General features: G+C 49.6%; 14 protein-coding genes. 5 read left to right on the forward strand and 9 right to left on the reverse strand.

The window, feature by feature from the left end; translation table 11 throughout:
• Positions 1-19: 19 nt before the first annotated feature.
• Complete coding sequence (locus tag KJS94_RS11215; protein WP_214448674.1) at positions 20-787, forward strand: hypothetical protein; 768 nt, start codon at positions 20-22, stop codon at positions 785-787.
• A gap of 25 nt (positions 788-812) precedes the next feature.
• A complete protein-coding gene (locus KJS94_RS11220) occupies positions 813-1,493 on the forward strand; it encodes a hemerythrin domain-containing protein (protein WP_214448673.1) in 681 nt (226 codons plus the stop codon).
• A 548-nt stretch (positions 1,494-2,041) separates the two neighbouring features.
• On the opposite strand, the gene KJS94_RS11225 is transcribed toward KJS94_RS11220, so the two are convergent.
• The 3 genes from KJS94_RS11225 to KJS94_RS11235 form a co-directional block, all read right to left on the reverse strand.
• Positions 2,042-3,763, reverse strand: coding sequence for a CocE/NonD family hydrolase (locus KJS94_RS11225; protein ID WP_214448672.1), 1,722 nt, complete (start codon positions 3,761-3,763; stop codon positions 2,042-2,044).
• Between the two features lie 926 nt (positions 3,764-4,689).
• Positions 4,690-5,217, reverse strand: a complete 528-nt coding sequence (locus tag KJS94_RS11230; RefSeq protein ID WP_214448671.1) for a hypothetical protein — start codon at positions 5,215-5,217, stop codon at positions 4,690-4,692.
• A 319-nt stretch (positions 5,218-5,536) separates the two neighbouring features.
• Positions 5,537-6,244, reverse strand: coding sequence for a hypothetical protein (locus tag KJS94_RS11235; RefSeq protein WP_214448670.1), 708 nt, complete (start codon positions 6,242-6,244; stop codon positions 5,537-5,539).
• A 307-nt stretch (positions 6,245-6,551) separates the two neighbouring features.
• On the opposite strand from KJS94_RS11235, the gene KJS94_RS11240 reads away from it, so the two are divergent.
• Entirely contained in the window at positions 6,552-8,387 is a 1,836-nt protein-coding gene (locus KJS94_RS11240; protein WP_214448669.1) for an ABC transporter ATP-binding protein, read from the forward strand.
• Positions 8,388-8,633: 246 nt separating this feature from the next.
• On the opposite strand, the gene KJS94_RS11245 is transcribed toward KJS94_RS11240, so the two are convergent.
• The gene (locus KJS94_RS11245) at positions 8,634-9,236 is read right to left on the reverse strand and encodes a pseudouridine synthase (protein ID WP_214448668.1); all 603 of its coding nucleotides are present in this window, start codon (positions 9,234-9,236) and stop codon (positions 8,634-8,636) included.
• Positions 9,237-9,329: 93 nt separating this feature from the next.
• Between KJS94_RS11245 and KJS94_RS11250 the strand changes: the two genes are divergently transcribed.
• Positions 9,330-10,598 carry an APC family permease gene (locus KJS94_RS11250; protein WP_214448667.1) on the forward strand — a complete coding sequence of 423 codons (1,269 nt, stop codon included), beginning with the start codon at positions 9,330-9,332 and terminating at the stop codon, positions 10,596-10,598.
• 101 nt (positions 10,599-10,699) lie between these two features.
• On the opposite strand, the gene KJS94_RS11255 is transcribed toward KJS94_RS11250, so the two are convergent.
• The 4 genes from KJS94_RS11255 to KJS94_RS11270 all read right to left on the reverse strand — a co-directional run bounded on the left by KJS94_RS11255 (position 10,700) and on the right by KJS94_RS11270 (position 16,753).
• Positions 10,700-12,040 (reverse strand): alpha-L-fucosidase, encoded by a 1,341-nt coding sequence (locus tag KJS94_RS11255; RefSeq protein WP_214448666.1) that lies wholly within the window; start codon positions 12,038-12,040, stop codon positions 10,700-10,702.
• Positions 12,041-12,092: 52 nt separating this feature from the next.
• Positions 12,093-14,264, reverse strand: coding sequence for an alpha-galactosidase (locus KJS94_RS11260; protein ID WP_214448665.1), 2,172 nt, complete (start codon positions 14,262-14,264; stop codon positions 12,093-12,095).
• 39 nt (positions 14,265-14,303) lie between these two features.
• Positions 14,304-15,332 carry a glycosylasparaginase gene (locus tag KJS94_RS11265; protein ID WP_214448664.1) on the reverse strand — a complete coding sequence of 343 codons (1,029 nt, stop codon included), beginning with the start codon at positions 15,330-15,332 and terminating at the stop codon, positions 14,304-14,306.
• A 74-nt stretch (positions 15,333-15,406) separates the two neighbouring features.
• A complete protein-coding gene (locus KJS94_RS11270; protein ID WP_214448663.1) occupies positions 15,407-16,753 on the reverse strand; it encodes an alpha-L-fucosidase in 1,347 nt (448 codons plus the stop codon).
• Between the two features lie 145 nt (positions 16,754-16,898).
• Here KJS94_RS11270 and KJS94_RS11275 point away from each other — a divergent pair, with 145 nt between their 5' ends.
• Entirely contained in the window at positions 16,899-17,762 is an 864-nt protein-coding gene (locus tag KJS94_RS11275) for an AraC family transcriptional regulator (RefSeq protein WP_214448662.1), read from the forward strand.
• A gap of 16 nt (positions 17,763-17,778) precedes the next feature.
• Here KJS94_RS11275 and KJS94_RS11280 read toward each other — a convergent pair whose 3' ends face one another.
• On the reverse strand, positions 17,779-20,676 hold the full coding sequence (locus tag KJS94_RS11280) for a helix-turn-helix and ligand-binding sensor domain-containing protein (protein ID WP_214448661.1): 2,898 nt from the start codon (positions 20,674-20,676) through the stop codon (positions 17,779-17,781).
• Positions 20,677-20,741 lie beyond the last annotated feature (65 nt).

The raw sequence follows: 20,741 nt of genomic DNA on the forward strand, positions 1-20,741 counted from the left end.
AACAATTAAACCTATCAACATGAAAAAGATCCTCCTGGCCGCAGTAGTAGCGGCAACTGTGCTGACCGCGTGCGAGAAAGACAAAGACAAGACCGCCAACCTTTACAAAGGTCCCGAGCAGGCCTTCCACAATGGTAAATCCTACGCCTGGATCCAGACCGACAAACAAGGCAATCCAGAGAAACTCGGACTCACCATCGATGCAGCAGCCTACAACAGCCTGCCAGCTGAGGGCGAAGGCCATAACCATTCCAATAGCCTTTCCCTGAAGTTCGCGCAGAATGGTCCTTCTACCCTGTTCACCCATGTGTTGCTTGACTGGAATCCCGAAGGTCATGAACCAGAAGGTGTGTATGACCTGCCCCACTTCGATTTCCATTTCTACCTGCAGAGCGAAGCCGAGCGCCAGGCCATCCCGGTATATGAGCAGGCTGCTGCAAAGTTTGATAACCATCCCGAAGCCGGTTATACCCCTGATTCCTATATCGCTATCCCAGGCGGTGTTCCCCAGATGGGTGTGCATTGGGTAGACCTGAACAGTCCCGAAATGAAGGGAGAGGACTTCACCCAGACCTTCCTGTATGGTTCCTATGATGGTAAAGTAACCTTCTATGAGCCGATGATCACCAAGGCCTTTATTGACCAGAACCCCAGCTTCGAGCGCAGCTTCCCGCTTCCTGCCAAGTTCAAGGCTACCGGATACTATCCTACCAAGATGAAGATCCGTAAGGAAAATGGCAGCGTTCATATTACCTTGGAAAACTTCGTATTGAAGCAAGCTTCTTAATACTCGAATTTTAAAACCTTATCAAATGAGCCGTTACAATATCTTCTACCAGATCCACAAGGCCTTGCGTGCCATGCTGTATGAAACATCCATCCAGTTGCAGCAAACCGATTTTAGCAATGCTGAACAAACTGCGCAAACACTGGCACAGGTAACAGAAGTGGCAGAGCTGTTTGAAAAACATGCCGCAACAGAAGATCATTTCATCCTGGGCACCATTGAACAGTTCGAGCCACAGGCAGCTGAGTTGTTTGAAGCAGAGCACGAAGAGGATCATATCCTCGGGGAGAAGCTGGTCTCAAAGATCCAGAACTTCCATTCCCGTGAACTGCCTGTTTCCAAACAGCAACTGGGCCTTGACCTGACCATTGCCTTTACCGAGTTCATGGTCTTCAACCTGAACCATATGGCGAAGGAGGAAAAGGAACTCAATGAATTGCTGTGGAAGCATTTCAGCGATGAGGACCTTGGCGGTATCACCCAGCAGATCCTGGCTTACCTGCCGCACGATTTCCATGCGCGTTACAACAAGTGGATGATGCGCGGGCTGAGTAATAATGAGATCAGTCAATGGCTGAAGATGGTGGGCGCTTCTGCTCCACAATTTGTGTTCGACGGACTGGTGGCCACCATGGAAGCAGAGCTGCCGAAAGAAAGGAGCCATGCCATCAGGCAGTCCCTGGCAGATACCAGCGTATATGCATAAGCGATTTCTTCATATGTCTCTTTCATCAAGATCCCCGGCTATCTAGTCGGGGATTGTTTTTATTTTATTGCTGATCGGGATTTCCTGGTTCTGAAATAGAGATAAGAAGACAGTAACGCAAAGTGCGCAGAGGACCGCGAAGTTCGCAAAGGGTAACTATCTCTTTGCACTCCTGTTACCTCAGCGGGGTCTCTCGCAGAGGACCCCGATGGACTCACCACTTTCCATTCATCAGGGTCTCCTTCGGGAGACCCTGATGGGGAATAAAGGCAACTATGTTACCTCAGCGGGGTCTCTCGCAGAGGACCCCGATGAACTCACCTCCTTCTATTCATCAGGGTCCCCTTCGGGAGACCCTGCTGGGGGAATAAAGGGCAACTATGTTACCTCAGCGGGGTCTCTCGCAGAGGACCCCGATGAACTCACCACTTCCCATTCATCAGGGTCCCCTTCGGGAGACCCTGCTGGGGAATAAAAGTTAGCAGAGGACCGCACACTTTGCGTTATAAAAATTTACAGCTATCACAAACAAAACCCTACCTATTTGGCTACTTCCAAATGGGGATATTGATAAAACTATCATTATACCACTTAATCTGCAATGGCTCACCTGCATCCTTAATGGTTTCATCCGAAACGGGTTTCCCCGAACCATAATTGATGATCTCAAACGGATGCTTATTGATATTCAGCAAGATCACCAAGCGGCTTCCCTTGTTGATCTTCTTGCTTACAAACCGGGTGTTATCAAAGGGAATACTTTCTCTTTTGTTGGGCTTTAGCAACTGCCGTTTAGCATTGTCTTTGGCATAGCTTGCCCGGCCAACATAGCGGGTCATGAAAAAATATTTACCATCTGGCAGGAGTTCATACAATGCCAACGATACATCCATGTCTTTTTTGTTGATGCTGGCAAACAGGTTACCGGTGAATGAGCCATTGATCGAAAATTCGTACTCAAATGGCGCTGTTGTAAAAACCAATCCATTGCTTTGGTCAAGGGAATCAAAAATAATCTCAGGCGTGTAATAAGCATTTTGGTTTTCCCTGTCCCTGAAATCGACCGTTTGACTTTCAAAACCATCTTTCTTTGGCTTTGAAAATGACAATGATTTCTTATCCAGGAAGAATCTCAGTGTATCATTATTAATACTTTCAAAGGACGATGAATGTTTCCATTGATTAGTTCCCATTACCTGGTAGTTTACTTTGTCTTGGAGCAGCTGTGGTTTTGACTTCCCCTTTAAAACATACTCAAGCCATTGGTAGGCCAGCTCCATCATATTGACATTAGCTACACTGTCAATTTCATACCCCATCAGGTTCTTTGCCGGTTTGCGTTGGCCGCCCCAATGGTCGTATGGACCAATTACCAAATAATGATTCGCATTGCTATTGTATTGATAATGTTGTTTAAAATACCGGATAGCACCAATCTGGGAACCATCATAATAACCTGTTGTTGTCAAAACAGGAATATTGATTCTTTCAAATTCAACAGGAGTTGGAACCATAGATTGCCAATAATTGTCATAAGCGGGATGATTTAACCATTTTTGAAAAATCGGGTTTGTCTTTCCCGCCAGGCTATCCATTTTGTTGTAGGCCGTTCCATTGTTGAAATAATCAAAGACCAATTCCCTCGGCAGTGGTTTATTCTTGTAGATATCATTACTCCAACCTAACATATGGGATAGCGGAACATTGTTTTCCATTGGGAAGTCATACCCGGGCATTACAGCCACCTGGGGAACAATGGTCTTTAAAGCAGGATGAATGTTTTTCACAGCGGCCCATTGAGCATATCCTGTGTAACTTCCGCCAAACATGCCAACACTACCATCACACCATCCTTGTTTGCTTATCCAGTCAATGATGTCATAAATATCCGTTCCTTCATGCTCAAAAGGAAAATAGTTTCCTAAATCAGTCCTGATTCCTCGGGCGTAAGCCACAATGCCAACAAAATCCCGGTCGGCTGAACGCTTTCCAAAAATATTATCCCCTGTCCCTTGATGGTAAGTGGTATAAAACAGGATGGCAGGTAATGGGCTGATGTTTGTCTTCTTGCGAACAATTGTTGCAGAAATTCCAATGCCACTGCGTGTTGGAATGAATACACTGTCTTGAATTAAATATGCACTGTCGGACGCTGGGGATTGTTGGGCAAATAATGTTGCTGATACTGTAACCAGAAAAAATAGGGAGAAAAAAAGTTGCTTCATGATTTTGGGAATTGTTTGGCTGCCCATTTCCTTAGTGTTTTCCATTACGCTTGACTGTAACATTAGGATTAGTTGGTGATACCACCAAGGCCGGCACAGTTTAACCGTACCGCAATTCAAACAGCTCCACATAAATACACGACAGGATATACCAGACCAGGTAATGATCCAGTCGCAGTAAAAGGGAAGCCAGGAAACCGGCCTTACGGAAATGCTCGCCTGCAGGGAATTTTGTTACCTCAATGGGGTCTTAGGTAAAGGCCCTGGATGAACCCTATCACATTATTCATCAGGGTCCCCTTCGGGAGACCCTGCTGGGGGAAAAGGATGATTTAGTTAACCTCATCGGAATCTCCCGAAGGGGAGCCCGCTGTACAAAAGGCGAAATATTTATGCATCCAACAGCTAATCTCATCTTCCAACTACCCGTTGGTCATAAGACACAACGGGGGCGACGGGAAGTGAATCGTTTCACCCCTTTCTGGTAGTCTTCAAGAGTCCCCGATGTACATCTATCCTTCTACTCATCAGGGTCCCTTCGGGAGACCCTGCTGGGGGAAAAGGATGATTTAGTTAACCTCATCGGAATCTCCCGAAGGGGAGCCCGCTGTACAAAAGGCGAAATATTTATGCATCCAACAGCTAATCTCATCTTCCAACTACCCGTTGGTCATAAGACACAACGGGGGCGACGGGAAGTGAATCGTTTCACCCCTTTCTGGTAGTCTTCAAGAGTCCCCGATGTACATCTATCCTTCTACTCATCAGGGTCCCCTTCGGGAGACGCTGCTGGGGGATAAGAGTCCCCGATGGATCTCCATCCTACCATTCATCAGGGTCCCCTGCGGGAGACCCTGCTGAGGTGAAGAGGTGGGTACACGGGAGACCCTGATGGAGGATAATATTCAGGTTCTATTTTAACCACATCGGGGTCTCCCGAAGGGGCAAACATTTTCTAACAATAATGGCCATTACAATTTCCTGCTCACGTTAAGGGCGGTTGCAATTTCATCGAACAAGTTGATTTCGCCTTCACTCACCTGGGTACCGCCAAAGCCAAGGAAACCGCCTTCTGATGCTGCCTTGGCAACATTCTCAGCAATATTCAGGGTCCACTTCTTATACTCTTCTGCTTCCTGTAAATTGGCTTTCTGGGAAAGGATCTCATTCACCTTTCGGCAGTCGTCCAATACATGCTGCCTTAATTCTTCCTTTGATTTCGCTTCATAGCCCTTAAAGTGCGATTGGATCTTGGCCTTGAGGTCGCGGGCTTCCTGCATGGCCCCATCACGGTCATTCATATTGGGAAGGATTCCCGTGATGATCTCATTACCGGAAAAATCGGCGGCACCTGCCATATAGGATTTTGCACTGGAGAACATCTCCTTGATGGTGCCCAGTCCGCTGCCGGCGGCAAAGGACATGACAGAGCCCACCAGTGTTGGGAGGCTGCTTAGCAATACTTGTTCCTCTTCGGAAAATCGGTTTTCGAACGCCATAGTACCAGGTTTAAATGATTAATAGGGCGACCAAAATAACCCATCATGGAAGATTATTGCTCTTTTATATGTTATATTATTTTAATATTTTAGGAGGGTTTGATGCGAAAGAAGGCAGCAATGAAAAGGGGAAGAAATAGAGTCATCCTTTCGAACATTGCGGTCCACACCTGCCCCAATAGCATTGTTGAGGGCGTCCTTTGCGTTCAAAAAATGTAAAGGGTAAAAATGAAGGAATTAATTTAGGAGTTCTTGGGGATCACACCAACTGCGGCGCAGGTTACCATCACTTCACCTTCAATAGCAGCACAGCTAAAACTCATGGTAATTCAAACTGCTCCACATAAATACCCAGCAGGATATGCCAGACCAGGTAATGACCCAGTCGCAGGAATAGGGATGCGAGGAAACCGGCCTTACGGAAATACAAGGCTTGCAGGAAGTTCATTAGGAAGCCACTCAGGAAGGCATAGAGGATAAAGGCGACTGATCCCGAAGGGAACTGCTCGAGGGGTTCACACAAGGCAGTAAGGCAGGCCATCACCCAAAAGATGGTCTCCCAATGCCGGCCATTCTTATACCTGCTGGCCAGCCACATGACCAGGGTAAGGGGGATGAGGCGATAAAATACTTCTATCTCAAAAGCGCCGGATACATAGAGGAAAATTGAATAGGGGAAGGGCTGAAGAAAGGGTGGCAGGCTGGTATAAGGCTCGGGATGCATCATCACTTTCACTACCAATAGATCCAACAGCCCGAAGATAACACCGATCAAAACAGGCTGGATGATCCGCTGCCGGTTGGAAACCTTTGGTGCCCATAACTCCGGAAAACCCGCTTCGGGCTGGAAAAGAATGAAAGGGATACCGACCAGCATCAATAATATATTGGACCAGTCCCAAACCCGCAGGAACTCATGCTGTCCGGTGATGGACCTGCCATAGAACAGGCCAATGATGGTGAGGGCAACCAGCACCAAATATGTAATAAGCGATAATTGTTTATCACGATTCCAACTAAATGCCATGGGATCAAATTTTCATATAGCCCAAATCTATCAATTGATCGCAATAGGAAAAAACCGCATCAATCAGCGGCTTTACTGCTCCACCAGATGTACAGGGGCGTTACCGATGGAATGCGACAACAAACATTAGGAAACAATTACTCCCGGTACCAACCGATCAATACTGGATCAAAATCCAAGGAAAAATACCCCATCGAGGGAATAGTTTTCCAAAAGACAGCAGCAGATAATAATCTTGGAAACCCCACAAATATTTGGCAGATTTGGGATAACAAGGAACCCAGGCCATCCTTAAAACAGATTGTCCATGTCAAAGGCTTTCTCCCTTGTAGAGGTTCAACCCGATAAGCCGGCAGGTATCAGGCATTCCTACCAGACCCTGTTCCCTTTGGTCTTAGGCCTGTTGCGCCCCTACTGGAAATGGTTGCTGGTGATCCTCCTCTGCATGCTGCTGGAAACAGCCATGGGACTTGCTTCGCCCTGGCCACTTAAAGTGATCATCGATAACGTGATCGGTAACCGGCCATTGCCGGAATGGCTGGACTGGATCAAGGATCCTGTTGGCGAAAGCGCCCTGGGCATCGCGGCCTTTGCCGCCATCACCATGATCATCATCACGGCCATTGACGGGGTTGCCAGTTACTTCGACAGTTATTTTACCGAAAGCCTGGCCCAGTACATGGCCAATGATCTCCGGCGCAAGATCTACCACCACCTGCAACAACTCTCCCTCTCCTATTACGATACCCACCGGGTCGGTAAGCTCCTGAGCACGATCACAACAGATGTGAATACCATCCAGGATTTTGCAGCATCCACCGTACTGACCATTATCATAGATGGCTTGACCATCGTGGGCATGCTGGGGTTGATGTTCTACCTCAACTGGGACTTTAGCCTTATTACCATTGGCGTAGCGCCCTTCCTGCTGCTCTTTGTAGTACGTTTCCGCAAGGCGGTGAAAAAGGCTACCCACCAGGTAAGGCGCGACCAGAGCGAGATGGTGAGCATCATCCAGAATGGGTTAGAATCCATCCGTACGGTCAATGCCTATGGCCGGCAGGACCTGGAAGAAGAACGCCTGCAGAAGATCAGCATGGAAACCGTTGATGCTGCCTTGAAGGCCAGAAGGATCAAGTCAATGATCTCGCCAATCGTTACCCTCACCATCTCCTGTTGTACGGCATTCGTGCTCTGGCGCGGGGCAGGGTTGGTGTTAAAGGATGCCATGACCATTGGTTCACTCACGGTCTTCCTCTCCTACCTCAATAAATTCTTCTCCCCTGTAAAGGACCTGGCCAAGATGACCGGTACCATTGCGCAGGCCACGGTGGCCATGGAAAGGATCAAGGATATCCTCGATGCCGACCAGGTGATACCTGAGAAAGAAGGGGCTACAACACCGGCAGGCTTCAGGGGGGAGATCAAAATGGAAGCCATCAGGTTTTCCTATCGGGAAGGCCAGCCCGTATTGAAGGATATCAACCTTAGTATTGCTCCCGGACAACGGATCGGCATCTGTGGACCTACCGGCGGGGGCAAATCCACCCTGGCCGCATTGATCCCGCGATTCTATGACCCCCAGCAAGGAAGCATCAGCATTGATGGAACTAACGTAAAAAATTATACGCTAAAAGGCCTGCGCAGCCAGATCGGTTTCGTGTTGCAGGATACGCTGCTGTTCTATGGTACCATCTACGACAATATCGCTTATGGAAGGCCGGATGCCACGCAACAGGAGATCATGGAAGCGGCAAGGCTGGGGCTGGCGCATGATTTCATCATGAAGCTTCCTGACGGTTACCAGACCATGGTGGGTGAGAAAGGATACACACTGTCTGGGGGCGAGCGTCACCGCATTGGTATTGCAAGGGCCCTGGTGCGCAATGCTCCGATACTGATCCTGGATGAACCAACCGCCGCCCTTGACGCGGAATCAGAGAAAGTGATCATGGAGGCTTTGGAGAACCTGATGAAGAGAAGGACGGTGATCATCATCTCGCATCGCTTGAATACCATTACGAACTGTGATAAGATCATTGTGGTTAATGAAGGACGGATCGTGGAAGAAGGGAAGCATGGGGAATTGATCAAGCGGGGTGGGTTGTATGCAGAGTTGTATACGTTGGTTGATAATGAATAATAACGCCATTGCCCGCCGTAGCGCAGCGAAGGAGGGAATAGCCTAGCGTATAACTTCAGCGGGCGCGGTCGAAGAGGACCCCGATGAACCTAATCGTACCATTCATCAGGGTCCCTTTTAGGAGACCCTGCTGGGGTGAAATAATGAATAATAACGCAAAGTTCGCAAAGGATACGCAAAGAACGCGAAGGTGCTTTGCGCTCTCTGCGGGCACTTTGCGAACTTTGCGTTACTCCAAACGACTCCTTAAGGTAAAATCTTCAACTTCCTGAAAAACTCCTCCCCTTCCACCTCCCTAACCGCACCGGGTTCCATACCATCCAGGCTAAGTTCCTCAATAGAAGTACGGATGAGCCGGACACAACGGTGACCAATAGCCGCTACCATCTTGCGTACCTGGTGGTACTTGCCTTCGGTGAGGGTGATAGATAACCAGGTATACTCGCAATGCGGGTTTAATTCATACCAGGAATCCAGCAGGTAAGCAGGCGGCTCCACAATAGCTGCCGATACCGGTTTGGCATGGTAATATTCCTCCCCGCTGAACCGGAGCATGGGACCTTCCTGCAATTGTTGCAAGGCAGCAGGTCCAACCTTCTTCTTCACCAGGACCAGGTAGGTCCGTTCGTGCCTGACCGGCCCTTCAAACAATAAGCGGGTCACCCGCTTGTCGGTGGTCAGGATCAGCAAGCCCTCGGAATGGTTATCCAGCCGGCCTACCGCATGGGTCCCCTCCGGGAAATCGAATCCCAGCTCGCCCAATAAGCGCACCTGGTGGGGGCTCACGAACTGTGAGACCATATTGTATGGCTTATGGATAATGAAATATCGTAATGCAGGATCCGTCATGGATAGAAGCCGCAAAAATAAACCAGTCTGCCTACAGCAGCATGAAAAACAACAAATGCCTATCTTGCCGCCTGTTCCAACAAAATAGTGGGCTTGAAAAAGAAGATCTCCCCCTTTACCGCATCTTCCATAGTGGTCGCCAATATGATTGGCACAGGCGTTTTCACCAGCGTGGGCTTCCAGCTGAATGCCGTTCAGAACAGCTGGAGCATCCTGCTCCTCTGGATCCTGGGTGGTATCCTGTCATTGATCGGCGCCTTTGCCTATGCTGAACTGGGAACCCGCTTTCCCCAATCGGGCGGGGATTATATCTTCCTCTCCAGGGTATTCCATCCCTTGTTGGGCTTTCTCTCTGCCTGGGCCGGTCTCATCGTGGGCTTTTCAGCTCCGGTAAGCCTGGCAGCCATCGCTTTCATCAAATACCTTTCACCCTTCGGGTTACAGAACAGTTCATGGCTGGCCATAGCCGCCATCATTGGCATCGGGCTGGTACATAGTTTTACCCTTACCCATAGCAGCCGGTTCCAGAATGCTTCCACCATCATCAAGATCGCTTTTATCGCCGTCCTCATTGGGCTTGGACTACTCCTGGATTACGATGGGGAGAACGCGATCAGCTTCACGGAAAGCTGGAAGCAGGAGATCCTCACCCCCGGCTTTGCAGTATCCATGGTCTATGTGGCCTTTGCCTATACAGGATGGAATTCCGCGGCCTATGTTTCGGAAGAAATTGAAAACCCGGTGAAGAACCTGCCCAAGATCCTGATCGGCAGTACACTGTTTGTTTCCGTGCTCTATGTTTTGTTCCAGGTAGCATTGTTGCGCAATGGCAGTGTGGCCGACCTGGCAGGCAAGGAAGAAGTTACCTTCGTTTCCTACCAGAACCTGCTGGGCGAATCCGGCGCGAAATGGGTGAGCATTTTCATTGCCATCCAGTTACTGGCCACTATCAGTTCCTATTTATGGGTGGGACCAAGGGTTACCTGGGCCATGGCAAAGGAACATGCCCTCTGGAAGGCACTGGCAAAAACCAACGGGCATGGTATCCCGGTGGCGGCTGTATGGGCGCATGTGGCCATCAGTATTGTATTGATGGTAACGGGAACTTTTGAGAAGATCATCCTCTATGCCGGTTTCGTATTGCAACTCATGTCCTCGCTTACGGTAGCAACCAGCTTATTCATTAACCGTAAAGAGCAATCCACTTATATCACACCTTTCAAACCCTGGCTGCAGATCATCTTTCTGCTTTTCAACCTTTGGGTATTGGTGTTCACCCTCATCAACAGGCCGGTGGAAAGCCTGGCTGGATTGGGTATCCTCGCGATTGGCGTGGTGGTTTATTTTTTTAAGAGAAGGTGATTCGTTTTTTGCCACGAAGAAGCGAAGGCACGAAGTACACACGAAGGCATTATGACCTTTGTGAATCCTTAGTGTCTTGGTGCCTTGGTGGCCTTTTACCGTCAATTAAACCCACCCTGTCCGCGGTAGAGTTTAACAGGCTTATCCAGTTTCACCCGCAGGACCGTTACATACTGGTCCAATGCCGCCGCGGGAACATCAATGTATACCAGGCCCGGAACATGGCTCCAGGAGATCTTCCCTACGACCTTATGGTCAAGCTTTTTTCCACTACCCAGCACCGTTATATCCGTGATCCTGTTATCCAGTCCCTTGATCATGACCGGTCCATCTGTTTTCCCATGAAGGAACAAATACAACGTGGTGGAGTCCTTTGATAGCGTCGTAGGCCCATAGAAATGTCCCTGTGGAATACCCGCAATGGTATTAAAGATAGCCTCGCCATTGCGTTTGTTCCAGGCACCCAGTTCTTTCAATACCTTGACCTGCTCATCAGGAATAGTACCATCGGCCATAGGCCCAATATCCAATAAGAGGTTCCCGCCATTGGCCACCGCATCCACAAAAATGGTGATGATCTCATAAGGCGTTTTCCAATTGGTATCAGTCGGCTGGTATCCCCAGTTATTGTTGATGGTCATGCACAACTCCCACCAATTGTACTTAGGCCTGGACACCGGGAAGTTCTGTTCCGGCGTCTCATAATCCCCATAGCCCTGCAAGCGGCCATTGATGATGGCGTTTGGGTTACGGGACAATATGATCTGCCTTACCTTCTCCGATTCCCAGCGTTCTGCGCTATGTTCCCAATCGCCATCGAACCACCAGAGATCGGGTTGGTATTGGGTAGCGATCTCCCTGATCTGCCCCTGGAAGAAATTGCGGAACCTGTTCCAACGCTCATAGTCCTGCTCTACCTTGTATCGAAAACTATCCTTCAGGAATCCCGGATAGTCAGGATAGCTCCAATCGATCAGGGAATAATAAGCACCGCATTTTACCTGGCGCTTCCTTAATTCATCAAACAAGGGCTTCACCATGTCCTTGCGGGCAGGGGTTGCCTTAACACTGCTGAGTTCATTCATGCGGGTATCATACATGGCTACCCCGTCATGGTGCTTGGTGATGATCACCGCATAGCGTGCCCCTGATTCCTGTATCAGGTCGGCCCACTGTGCCGGATCATAGCGCTGGAGGTTGAAGCCCTTCAGCTGCTTCATATAATCCGCATAACTGATCTTCTTGTTATAGAAACTCCAGGATTCATCCACCCCATTCACGGCATAAATACCGGCATGGATGAATATGCCCAGCTTGGCATCGGCAAACCATTGCATCTTATCGCGGATGGCATCTGCGCTGACCCTGGATTGGGCAGTAACCCTTCCGGCAACGACCAGGAGCAATAGGCAGGACAAGCGTTTGAAAGCAGTTGTATTCATGATGAAATGAGATTAGAGGAATTAAAACATTAAAGATCAGTTGCTCCCGTTCTTACTCGATCACCAACCAGGTGTAGGTATCAGGTGGCAGGGTAATGGTCAGTTTCACATCGTTGTTGCGGTCAAGGATATGGGGCATGGGCTGGCCATCCTTCTCGCGGATCATCGCCTTTACGGATATCCCCGTATAATACAGTGGCAGTGTGATGGTGCGCGTGATGGCTGTAGCCGTTGGGTTGAACAACATCACCAGTCCCTTTTGCTTCAATGCCGGGTTTACATGCATCCAGCCATCCCAATCCCTTCCATCGGCGCGCCGCAGATGGATGATATCCGAATTCAGGATATCCCTGTAGCGCTTGTACCAGCTGATGGTATTGGCAACCAGCTTACGCGTGGCCTCGGTATCATACAATCTGGGTCCGCGGTAACAGGCCTGGATGCCTGCGCCATAGTATTGCATCATCAGTTGCTCATAATCCTTCAGGTGCTCACTGAGTGGTTCCAGGATGGCTTCGGGTCCACCGCCCTGGTAACGCGTGAGGGGAACAAAGCCCCAGCCCATGGAAGGTGTTTTCTCGAAGGTGCCATCATAAATGTTCTGGCGGTTCAGGACCTTCTGTTGTTCCCTCGATAGGGAGAAATTCACTTCACGGTAACCCAGTGCGATCTTATGGGTGCCGTCAAGGAAATACCAATCCGGTGCATTGATGTACACGCCTCGCTCATTCAGCCAACGATAAAGTTCCTTCTGGATCTCCATCTGCCGCCATTGAGAATCCTCCAGTCCATGATGGCCCGGATGCGTAGTGGAGCCACAAACATCACCCGGATAGGGACCATCATTCTCCCAGATATCAAAACCAGTCCTGGCAAAGAAATACTTGATCTTATCGCGGTAGGCCAATCCCCACTTACTACCGAAACAGGGGGCATGACCAAAGAAGGCGCCGCCCGGTTTGCCTGTGGCAGGATCCACCACATCATCCTCATCACTGATCCGCCTGCTGCTGAAAAGGGAATACCCCCCGAGCAATATTTTCTTCGCATGTGCATAATCGGCAAGCGCCTTCCACCTGGCGATATTGGAAGCTGAACTGTCTTCCATGTTCAGGTGGCTGCCAAAGCTCAGGATCACGGCTTCATAACCGGTCGCCACACATTGGTCAATGGCCTGTCGCACTTCCTCATCCGTCTTGCTCACAAGGTGCATGAAGATGGGATTCTGGTTGGTCCAGGGCGCAATGGCCCGGTACATTTTACGGATCATCATTCCCCTGCGCTCCCGGTCATAGCTGTCCATCAGCAGTTCATGGGTCCTGACGGAACGAAAGCTTTCGCCGGGTTGCAAGAGGATACCCTGCGCTTTCTCCGGGTACACTTCCAGCAAGCACGGTGTCTGGTAATTGTAATTGACCTGTGAAGTATAACTGCTGTCCGTTTTCCAATGGGTGGTCTGGTCGCTGATATCATAGCGCATGGCATTGTTGAAGGCATAATTCGTCTCCACATATATGCCATGCTGCTTCTTCATCACATCTGGACTTCCCACCACGGCACTCTCTTCCTCCACCAATGCCAGCACTTCATTCACCACCCTGTCGATCCTGATAGGGTCCTGGCCAATATTATCGATGGTCACCCATTTCACAATCAGGGGCAGGCCATCATAAATGGCGTAGTGCACCTGCACTTCAACATTCTCCAGTTCCTTCAGGGGCGAAACGAAATTCAGGATGAGTTCCTGTCCGCCTGTCGCGCCTGCCTCCAGCGCCCATGCCGTTCGCTTCCAGTTCAGGACCGGTTTGAGCGGCTGGATGGTATAGTCGGAAAAGTAAAAATCCTCCTCCCCTTTCTTCAGGGTATCCAGCCAGGAAGGCTGCAGGTAGGCCTTCTCCTGTTGGCCATGGAGGCCGCCCACATTATAGGCCTTGCCTTCGAGTATGACCCTGGCCTCAGGCTGGACCGCCCTGACCAGTTGCTGGCCATTGGCCAGATTGGTATAATCATAACAGGCAAGGTTAGGCGAAATCCGGAAGACGCGTTTGACCAATCCATTGTACAGGATAATATCCTTACCTGCATCGATCACCCGTGCTTTCACAGGCACTGGTCTTACGAGCCAGTCCACCCCAACAAAAGGATAGGCCTCTTGCTGCGCCAGCAGAGGCCTAAACATAGTTATAGACAGCATAGCTGCCAGGATCACTAACCGATTACGCATGATGGTTATAGTTAGTTCCGGTTCATCCGGTAATGACGATCAACTGAAATAGCTTTTTGCCTCCAGCACTTTCTCTTCCCTGCCGTTCTTTACAGAATAGGTGAAGCCTTTATGGATGGCAAAGGCGCCATAGTTGCCGGCCTTGTCCAGTGCCAGGAAGCCCACCTGCAATTTCTTTGCACGCTCGGGATCACGGTTCACAATACGCTCAACTGCCTTCCTGCAGGCCGCTTCAGGATCGAATCCCTGGCGCATCAGCTCTACTACAGTATGGGATCCACAGGTACGGATCACTTCTTCGCCCAATCCGGAGGAAGTAGCAGCACCCACTTCACCATCTACATACAGACCTGCGCCAATGATGGGCGAATCACCTACGCGACCACGCATTTTCCAGGCTGCCCCACTCGTAGTACAGGCCCCGCCCATCTTACCGGTACTGTCGATGCCCAGCAGGCCTATGGTATCATGGTTATAGGGACCACCGGGTAATTTCTTCTTATCGCCCTGCCATGCCTTGTTCTCAATATTGATCACCGGTTCATACTTAGAGGTCTTCAGCCATTCCTTCCAGGCCTTCTCTGATGCAGGTGTGAGCAGGTTCTGTTTCTTGAAGCCATTGGCCAATGCGAACTGCAGGGCACCTTCGCCTACCAGCATTACGTGCGGCGTTTTCTGCATCACCAGTTTGGCCACGGAAATGGGGTGCATGATATGTTCGAGGGCGGCAACGGAACCGCAGTTCAAAGCCCCGTCCATGATGCAGGCATCAAGGGTAACCTTTCCGTCGCGGTCGGGGAAGCCGCCATAGCCAACGGTCTGGTTATTGGGATCGGCCTCCGGAACATGAGCACCTTTCTCCAGTGCATCGATCACGTCACCACCGGCAACCAGGATCTTCCAGGCCTCGGCATTGGCGGCCTTACCGAAATCCCAGGTAGAGATTACCACCGGATCCTTGGTACCCTGCTGCTTCTCCTTCACTACAGCAGCCAGTGATTTGCGTTGCCATAATACTGCCAGCGCACCGGCAAGTGATGTTTGCAGGAATTTTCTTCTTTGCGACATTTCCGAAAAATTTTTCACAAGCTACTGAGATTCCTCCAGTCAAAATCAGGCCTTGCCCAAAATGTCCCAAGGGATTATTTCTTATCAGCGGGCTTGAATTGCAGTTCAAGTATCGTATCTACTTCATCGTACACCAGCCCATCCGTATAGATGAAGATCCCTTCTGGCACCTGCTTGAAACGAAGCTTGCCGGCGGTATTCAACAATTGTGCGGATACCAGTTTGTCCTTCACACCCGGCAGGAAGATATAGCCTTCTGTAGCGGGTTGGCGAAGGATATGCGCATACCAGGTCATCCCTTTTGCTGTCACCACACCCCATTGCTGCTCCTTCATTACACCACCGCGGGTACCATAGATGGAAGCGCCATTCCTCTGCATCCAGTTACCCATCAACCGTAACGTGTCGGTAAACTCAGGCTGGATGGTGCCATCGGGCATGGGACCAACATTGAGCAGGAAATTCGCATTCATGCTGGCGGCAGTTACCATATACTGGATCAATCGCTTCGTGGATTTGTAATTCTTGTCCGTGATATTGAAGCCCCATGAATCGTTCATGGTCTCGCAGGTCTCCAGCGGGAGTTGCGAAACCGCCGCCCCACCGAAGCCTGTGGTATTGCCTCCAGGGAGGTCCTTTTCAAAGGCCTGGAAATCCTCTCCGGGTATGGGCGTGAGGTGGTGGTTATTGGAGATCAGGCAAGCGGGCTGCAGGCTGTGGATCAGCTTATAGATCTCATCATACTGCCAGTCTACTTTAGAACCGGCCTTCTTATCGTGGTCATTATCGAGCTGGTCCCAATGGCCATCAAACCACACTCCTGCAATTGGACCATAATTGGTCAGCAGTTCGGTAAGTTGCGCCTTCATGAAACGGATATAGCTTTCCCAATTGCTCTTCTCCGTGCGGCCTGTCCCTTTACCTGTCCTTCCCGTTTCATACTGGTAATCACTGCGGTACCAATCGAGCAGCGAATAGTAAAGGAAGAGTTGGATGCCTTCACGCTGGCAGGCTTCTGATAATTGCTTGAGCACGTCCTTGCCATAGGGGGTACTGGTGATCTTCCAGTCAGATTGTTTCGTATCCCAGTTACTGAAACCATCGTGGTGACGGGTAATGAAAGTGATGTATTTCATGCCTGCTGCCTTGGCGGTTGCCACCCATTTGTTGGCATCAAAGGACTGGGGATTGAAGATATTGATCAACCGACTATATTCCTTCACGCCGATATTTCGGTTGTTCATCACCCATTCCCCATGACCCAATAAACTGGAAGCGCCCCAGTGGATGAACATACCGAATTTCATGTCCTGGAAATTCTTCCTTGCCGTAAGGTTCTCCGGGTTCGGGGTATAATCTTGCGCAATCGTTTGAGTATGCAGGACCGCGGCCAGGGCCAGTCCAACAAGCAATCTTTTCATGGACAAATCGTATTTTACATGAAGAAAAATATAGAAGGCCTCCTGCAGCGGCAGTGGCACACTATAGCAAACTATTTCAAACCTTCCTATAATATTACCTGATTATTACCCGGTAATAAGCATTATTTATCACTAAGAAAATGCCGTGAAAATAGAGCAAACCGAGATCACGCCACGGATCAATAGTTACGTGACAGCATTCAGGCGGGAAGAGCCTTTCTTCCAGTCGCCTTTCCATTTCCATCCGGAACTGGAACTGGTTTATGTGCAGGAGAGTTTTGGAAAACGGATCATCGGCAATGTAGTAGAGCCCTTTGAAGCAAGGGATATGGTCTTCCTCGGATCCAACATCCCGCATGTCTGGCTGAATGATGAGACCTATTACCAGGGACTCAGCAACCTGAAAGCGCGCGCTATCGTGGTCTATTTTAATAAGGAAATATTTGGCCCCCTGTTCTTTGAACTGAACGAGACCAGGAAGATCAATGCCCTATTCCAGCAAGCGGAAAGGGGACTGCGCATCAGCGGCAAGACCCAATCTATTATCGCCAAAAAGCTGGAAAAACTGGTGGATAAAAAGGACTTTGACCAATTGCTGGGATTGCTGGAGATCCTCAACCTGCTGGCCGAAAGCAAGGATGTCCAGGCGATCAATCCTGAAGCTTATTCTGCCAGCGTTAGCCACGCGCAGACCGATCGGTTATCGGAAGTCTTTAAATATGTAAAAGCCAATTTCAGGGAGGACATCACCCTGACGGATATCGCGGCCATTGCCAATCTTACTCCTCAATCCTTTTGCCGCTTGTTCAAGAAAAGGACCAATAAGCATTTTGTGGAATACCTGAATGAGGTAAGGGTTTCCAATGCCTGTTCAATGCTGCTGAAATCAGATAGGAGCATATCTGAGATCGCCTATGAATGTGGGTATAAGACGCTCTCCAATTTCAATAAACTGTTCAAGAAGATCACCGGGAAAACACCCAAAGAGTACAAACGTGATGCAGAATAGCCCACCCGGCCAATCATTACACCATATTCTTTAGGAAGTCGGCCAGGTTTTGTTCTGTTGGAATGTCCAGCTTCTTCCTTAACCTGTACCTGCTGATCTCCACCCCGCGCAAGGAAATATTCATCAACTGTGCAATTTCCTTGGAAGAAAGGTTGAGTTGAAGGTAAGCGCACAACTTAAGGTCGGTATTGGTCAACATGGGATACTTCGATTTCAGCTTCTTCAGGAAATCGTTGTTGATCTCATCGAAGGATGCTGCAAAGCGCTCCCAGTCTGAATTATTCCGTTCAATATCACCCAATAGCTGGATGGCCCTTTTAATATCATTGTTATTCCCACTTGCCTTGTAAAGCCGCTGTAATTCATCCTTCACCTTGGCGATGGCATCACTCCTTTCCACGAGGTGCATGGTAGTATCCGCCAATTCCTTGTTCTTGTACTTTACCTCATTCTCCAGCTTTTCCTTCTGGAGTTTGATGATCTCCTTCTCATTCTTCTCCATTTCCAGTTGGTGAAGGGTATTGATCTGCCTCTGGCGCTCCTCGAACTGCAGCCTTTGCAGGTACAAGTTTCGTTTCTGCCATCTGTTCACCAGGTAAAAGAGCAGGTACAACAGCAATGCATAAACGATATAGGCCCATATGGTCCTGTACCAGGGAGGCAATACCTTAAAAGGATAACTGGCCACTTCAGATTCCTGCCCCAGGTTGGTCCTGGCCTTGACCTTGAACACATAGGACCCTTCCGGGAGGTTGGTATAATCCCGTTCAGTCCGGCCAGACCAGTTGCCCCAGTCAGCATCATAGCCTTCCAGAAAGTAACTGTATTCGATGGTATTCTGCATCCCGTATGCCGGGCAACTGTATTCAAAATGGAAGGAGTTGAAACGGTAGGGCATTTCGAAAAGATTGCCCCCTTCCTCCCTAACCGGGTCACCTTGTAAGAATGCATCATACCCTCCATATACAACCGAATCTGCCTTACCGAAGGCCTTCACCTGTCCCACTAATACACCCAGGGGTTGCCGGTTGCCTTTGTACTTTTCGAAATTGAGCAGGATGATCCCCTTTTCAGAGGCAATAAAGATATTGCGGGCATCGAATGGATACACCGATTCAAAGCCGGAGAGGATCTGGCCGGTCAGTTCCGGGAAATAGGTTATGGAACTGCTATCCTTTCCTTTCCCAAAACTTACCACCCCCAACTGCTTGCCGCTGCAGAACCAGATATTGCCATCGGCATCCTCATTCAGGTAGCGCAAGGGGGTTTCTTGCAGGATGGGGGAAAGGACCGGTGAAGGGATAAACCTTCCCGATTTCCGGTCAAACTCATAGGGTCCCTTTTCCGTGGCAAAGATCATCCTGTTCTTCACCTTGAACACATGGTTGCCAAGGGTTGAAGGCAGACCATTTTTCTCATTGTACAACTTTGCCTCATAGGATCGTCCATCTGCGGAAAGCCTGAGCTGGTAGATGCCCCTGTAAGGATGTGATGCCCATATCTGCTGGTCATTATCGATGGCGAGGAAACGCAGGGATTCATAAATGCCTTTCAGGTTTCCGAGGTCGGTAAAACCGGATTTACCATAACCCAACATTTTCAATCCGGTATAGTTGCCCACCAATACACGTGGTGAAGGCACTACCGGGTCAAGCGGCACAAACAACCAGGCGGGTTCCGGTGCAATGGGAACGGCCCTGCCATCGCGGATTATGAAGGTGCCGGAATTATGGCCCATCAATACCTGTTGGTTCACTTCGTCCAGTCTCCATGCCTGGCCGGCACTATTAGCGATCATGATGAACTCGCCCTTTGAAAAACTCAGGTCCTTATTGGCAGAGGGGTCAAGGCGCACCATATAGGCGCCATCCGAGGTTGCCACATAGAGCTGGTTGTTCAGCACCCGGGCAGAAAAACCCGCCAATTCGTTCTCGGCAACCGGGCTGATATACTTGATGGCCGCATTATAAGCTATATAACTGATGCCATTATTGAGGCCTGTCCAGAGGTTCTGTTCCCTGTCCCGGAATACGGCCAGTACATTATTGTTTTGCAATCCTTCGCGCCGCGACAGTTGCTGGATGGTATGGCCATTGAGGTCCATGATCACACAACCGGATGAAGTAGTCCCCAGTACGAATTCCTGTTCGTTCAGGGGTTCGGCTATGTACACATCACCTTTCAGGATGGATGGCTTTCCCACCATATGCCTGCTCAGCGAGTCACCGGTCACCCGGAAAAAATTGCCTTTAAGGGAAGCCAGGAAGAAACCCTGGGGATTCACCTGCAAGAGCCCGGCCACCAGTTCCCCTCCCAGCAGCTGGTTATTCCTGAGCGGTATCCATTGGGAACCATTAAAATAATAAAGGCCCTGCTGCTTGTCCTGGGCATAGACCCTGGACCCGATGGCTTTCATGAAGACCCATTCTGACTTGGCGGGAAAGACCTGGATGCTGTTCTCCTTTAGCTGGAAGATCCTGTCGGTCGCCCTGAAATAAACGGCCCCATTCAGGACCTCAATATCCCAGATATCGGCAAAGCTCCGCTGGTTGGCTGGAAGAAGGTCAATAAGGGTGGTGTACTTCAATACCCCACGGCCATCGGCCCTGAAGTAGCCCATTTCACCCTGGCCACCACTATATATCCTGCCCATGCTATCGAGGGCAAGGGAACGCATGATGGTTTTATTGGGAAGGGGGTAGAGTTTCCAATAGGCCCCGTCGAAAGTGATCAGGCCTTCATTGTTGGCGAAATACATCTGGCCCCTGGCATCCTGCCGGATATCCCAGGTCTGGGCCCCTCCATGAAACTCGGTCTTGCTGAAATTAACGATCCTGGGCAAGCCGATGGTATTCTGTCCCAATACCCCGACAGCCAATAGAAAAAGAATGGCAAGCAATCCCCATTTTTTCATCCCATAAATATAGGAAATGACTATGATGTAGTGTTGATGTAGTCAATAATTATTGATAATCAAAT

This window comes from Flavihumibacter rivuli, assembly GCF_018595685.2.
In the GTDB taxonomy this organism is placed as follows: domain Bacteria; phylum Bacteroidota; class Bacteroidia; order Chitinophagales; family Chitinophagaceae; genus Flavihumibacter; species Flavihumibacter rivuli.

Coding starts and splice junctions, on each gene's coding strand:
- KJS94_RS11225 (WP_214448672.1), bottom strand. CDS start 3,763: ATGGAAAACACTAAGGAAATGGGCAGCCAAACAATTCCCAAAATCATG.
- KJS94_RS11215 (WP_214448674.1), top strand. CDS start 20: ATGAAAAAGATCCTCCTGGCCGCAGTAGTAGCGGCAACTGTGCTGACC.
- KJS94_RS11240 (WP_214448669.1), top strand. CDS start 6,552: ATGTCAAAGGCTTTCTCCCTTGTAGAGGTTCAACCCGATAAGCCGGCA.
- KJS94_RS11245 (WP_214448668.1), bottom strand. CDS start 9,236: ATGACGGATCCTGCATTACGATATTTCATTATCCATAAGCCATACAAT.
- KJS94_RS11255 (WP_214448666.1), bottom strand. CDS start 12,040: ATGAATACAACTGCTTTCAAACGCTTGTCCTGCCTATTGCTCCTGGTC.
- KJS94_RS11280 (WP_214448661.1), bottom strand. CDS start 20,676: ATGAAAAAATGGGGATTGCTTGCCATTCTTTTTCTATTGGCTGTCGGG.
- KJS94_RS11235 (WP_214448670.1), bottom strand. CDS start 6,244: ATGGCATTTAGTTGGAATCGTGATAAACAATTATCGCTTATTACATAT.
- KJS94_RS11265 (WP_214448664.1), bottom strand. CDS start 15,332: ATGTCGCAAAGAAGAAAATTCCTGCAAACATCACTTGCCGGTGCGCTG.
- KJS94_RS11270 (WP_214448663.1), bottom strand. CDS start 16,753: ATGAAAAGATTGCTTGTTGGACTGGCCCTGGCCGCGGTCCTGCATACT.
- KJS94_RS11230 (WP_214448671.1), bottom strand. CDS start 5,217: ATGGCGTTCGAAAACCGATTTTCCGAAGAGGAACAAGTATTGCTAAGC.
- KJS94_RS11220 (WP_214448673.1), top strand. CDS start 813: ATGAGCCGTTACAATATCTTCTACCAGATCCACAAGGCCTTGCGTGCC.
- KJS94_RS11260 (WP_214448665.1), bottom strand. CDS start 14,264: ATGCGTAATCGGTTAGTGATCCTGGCAGCTATGCTGTCTATAACTATG.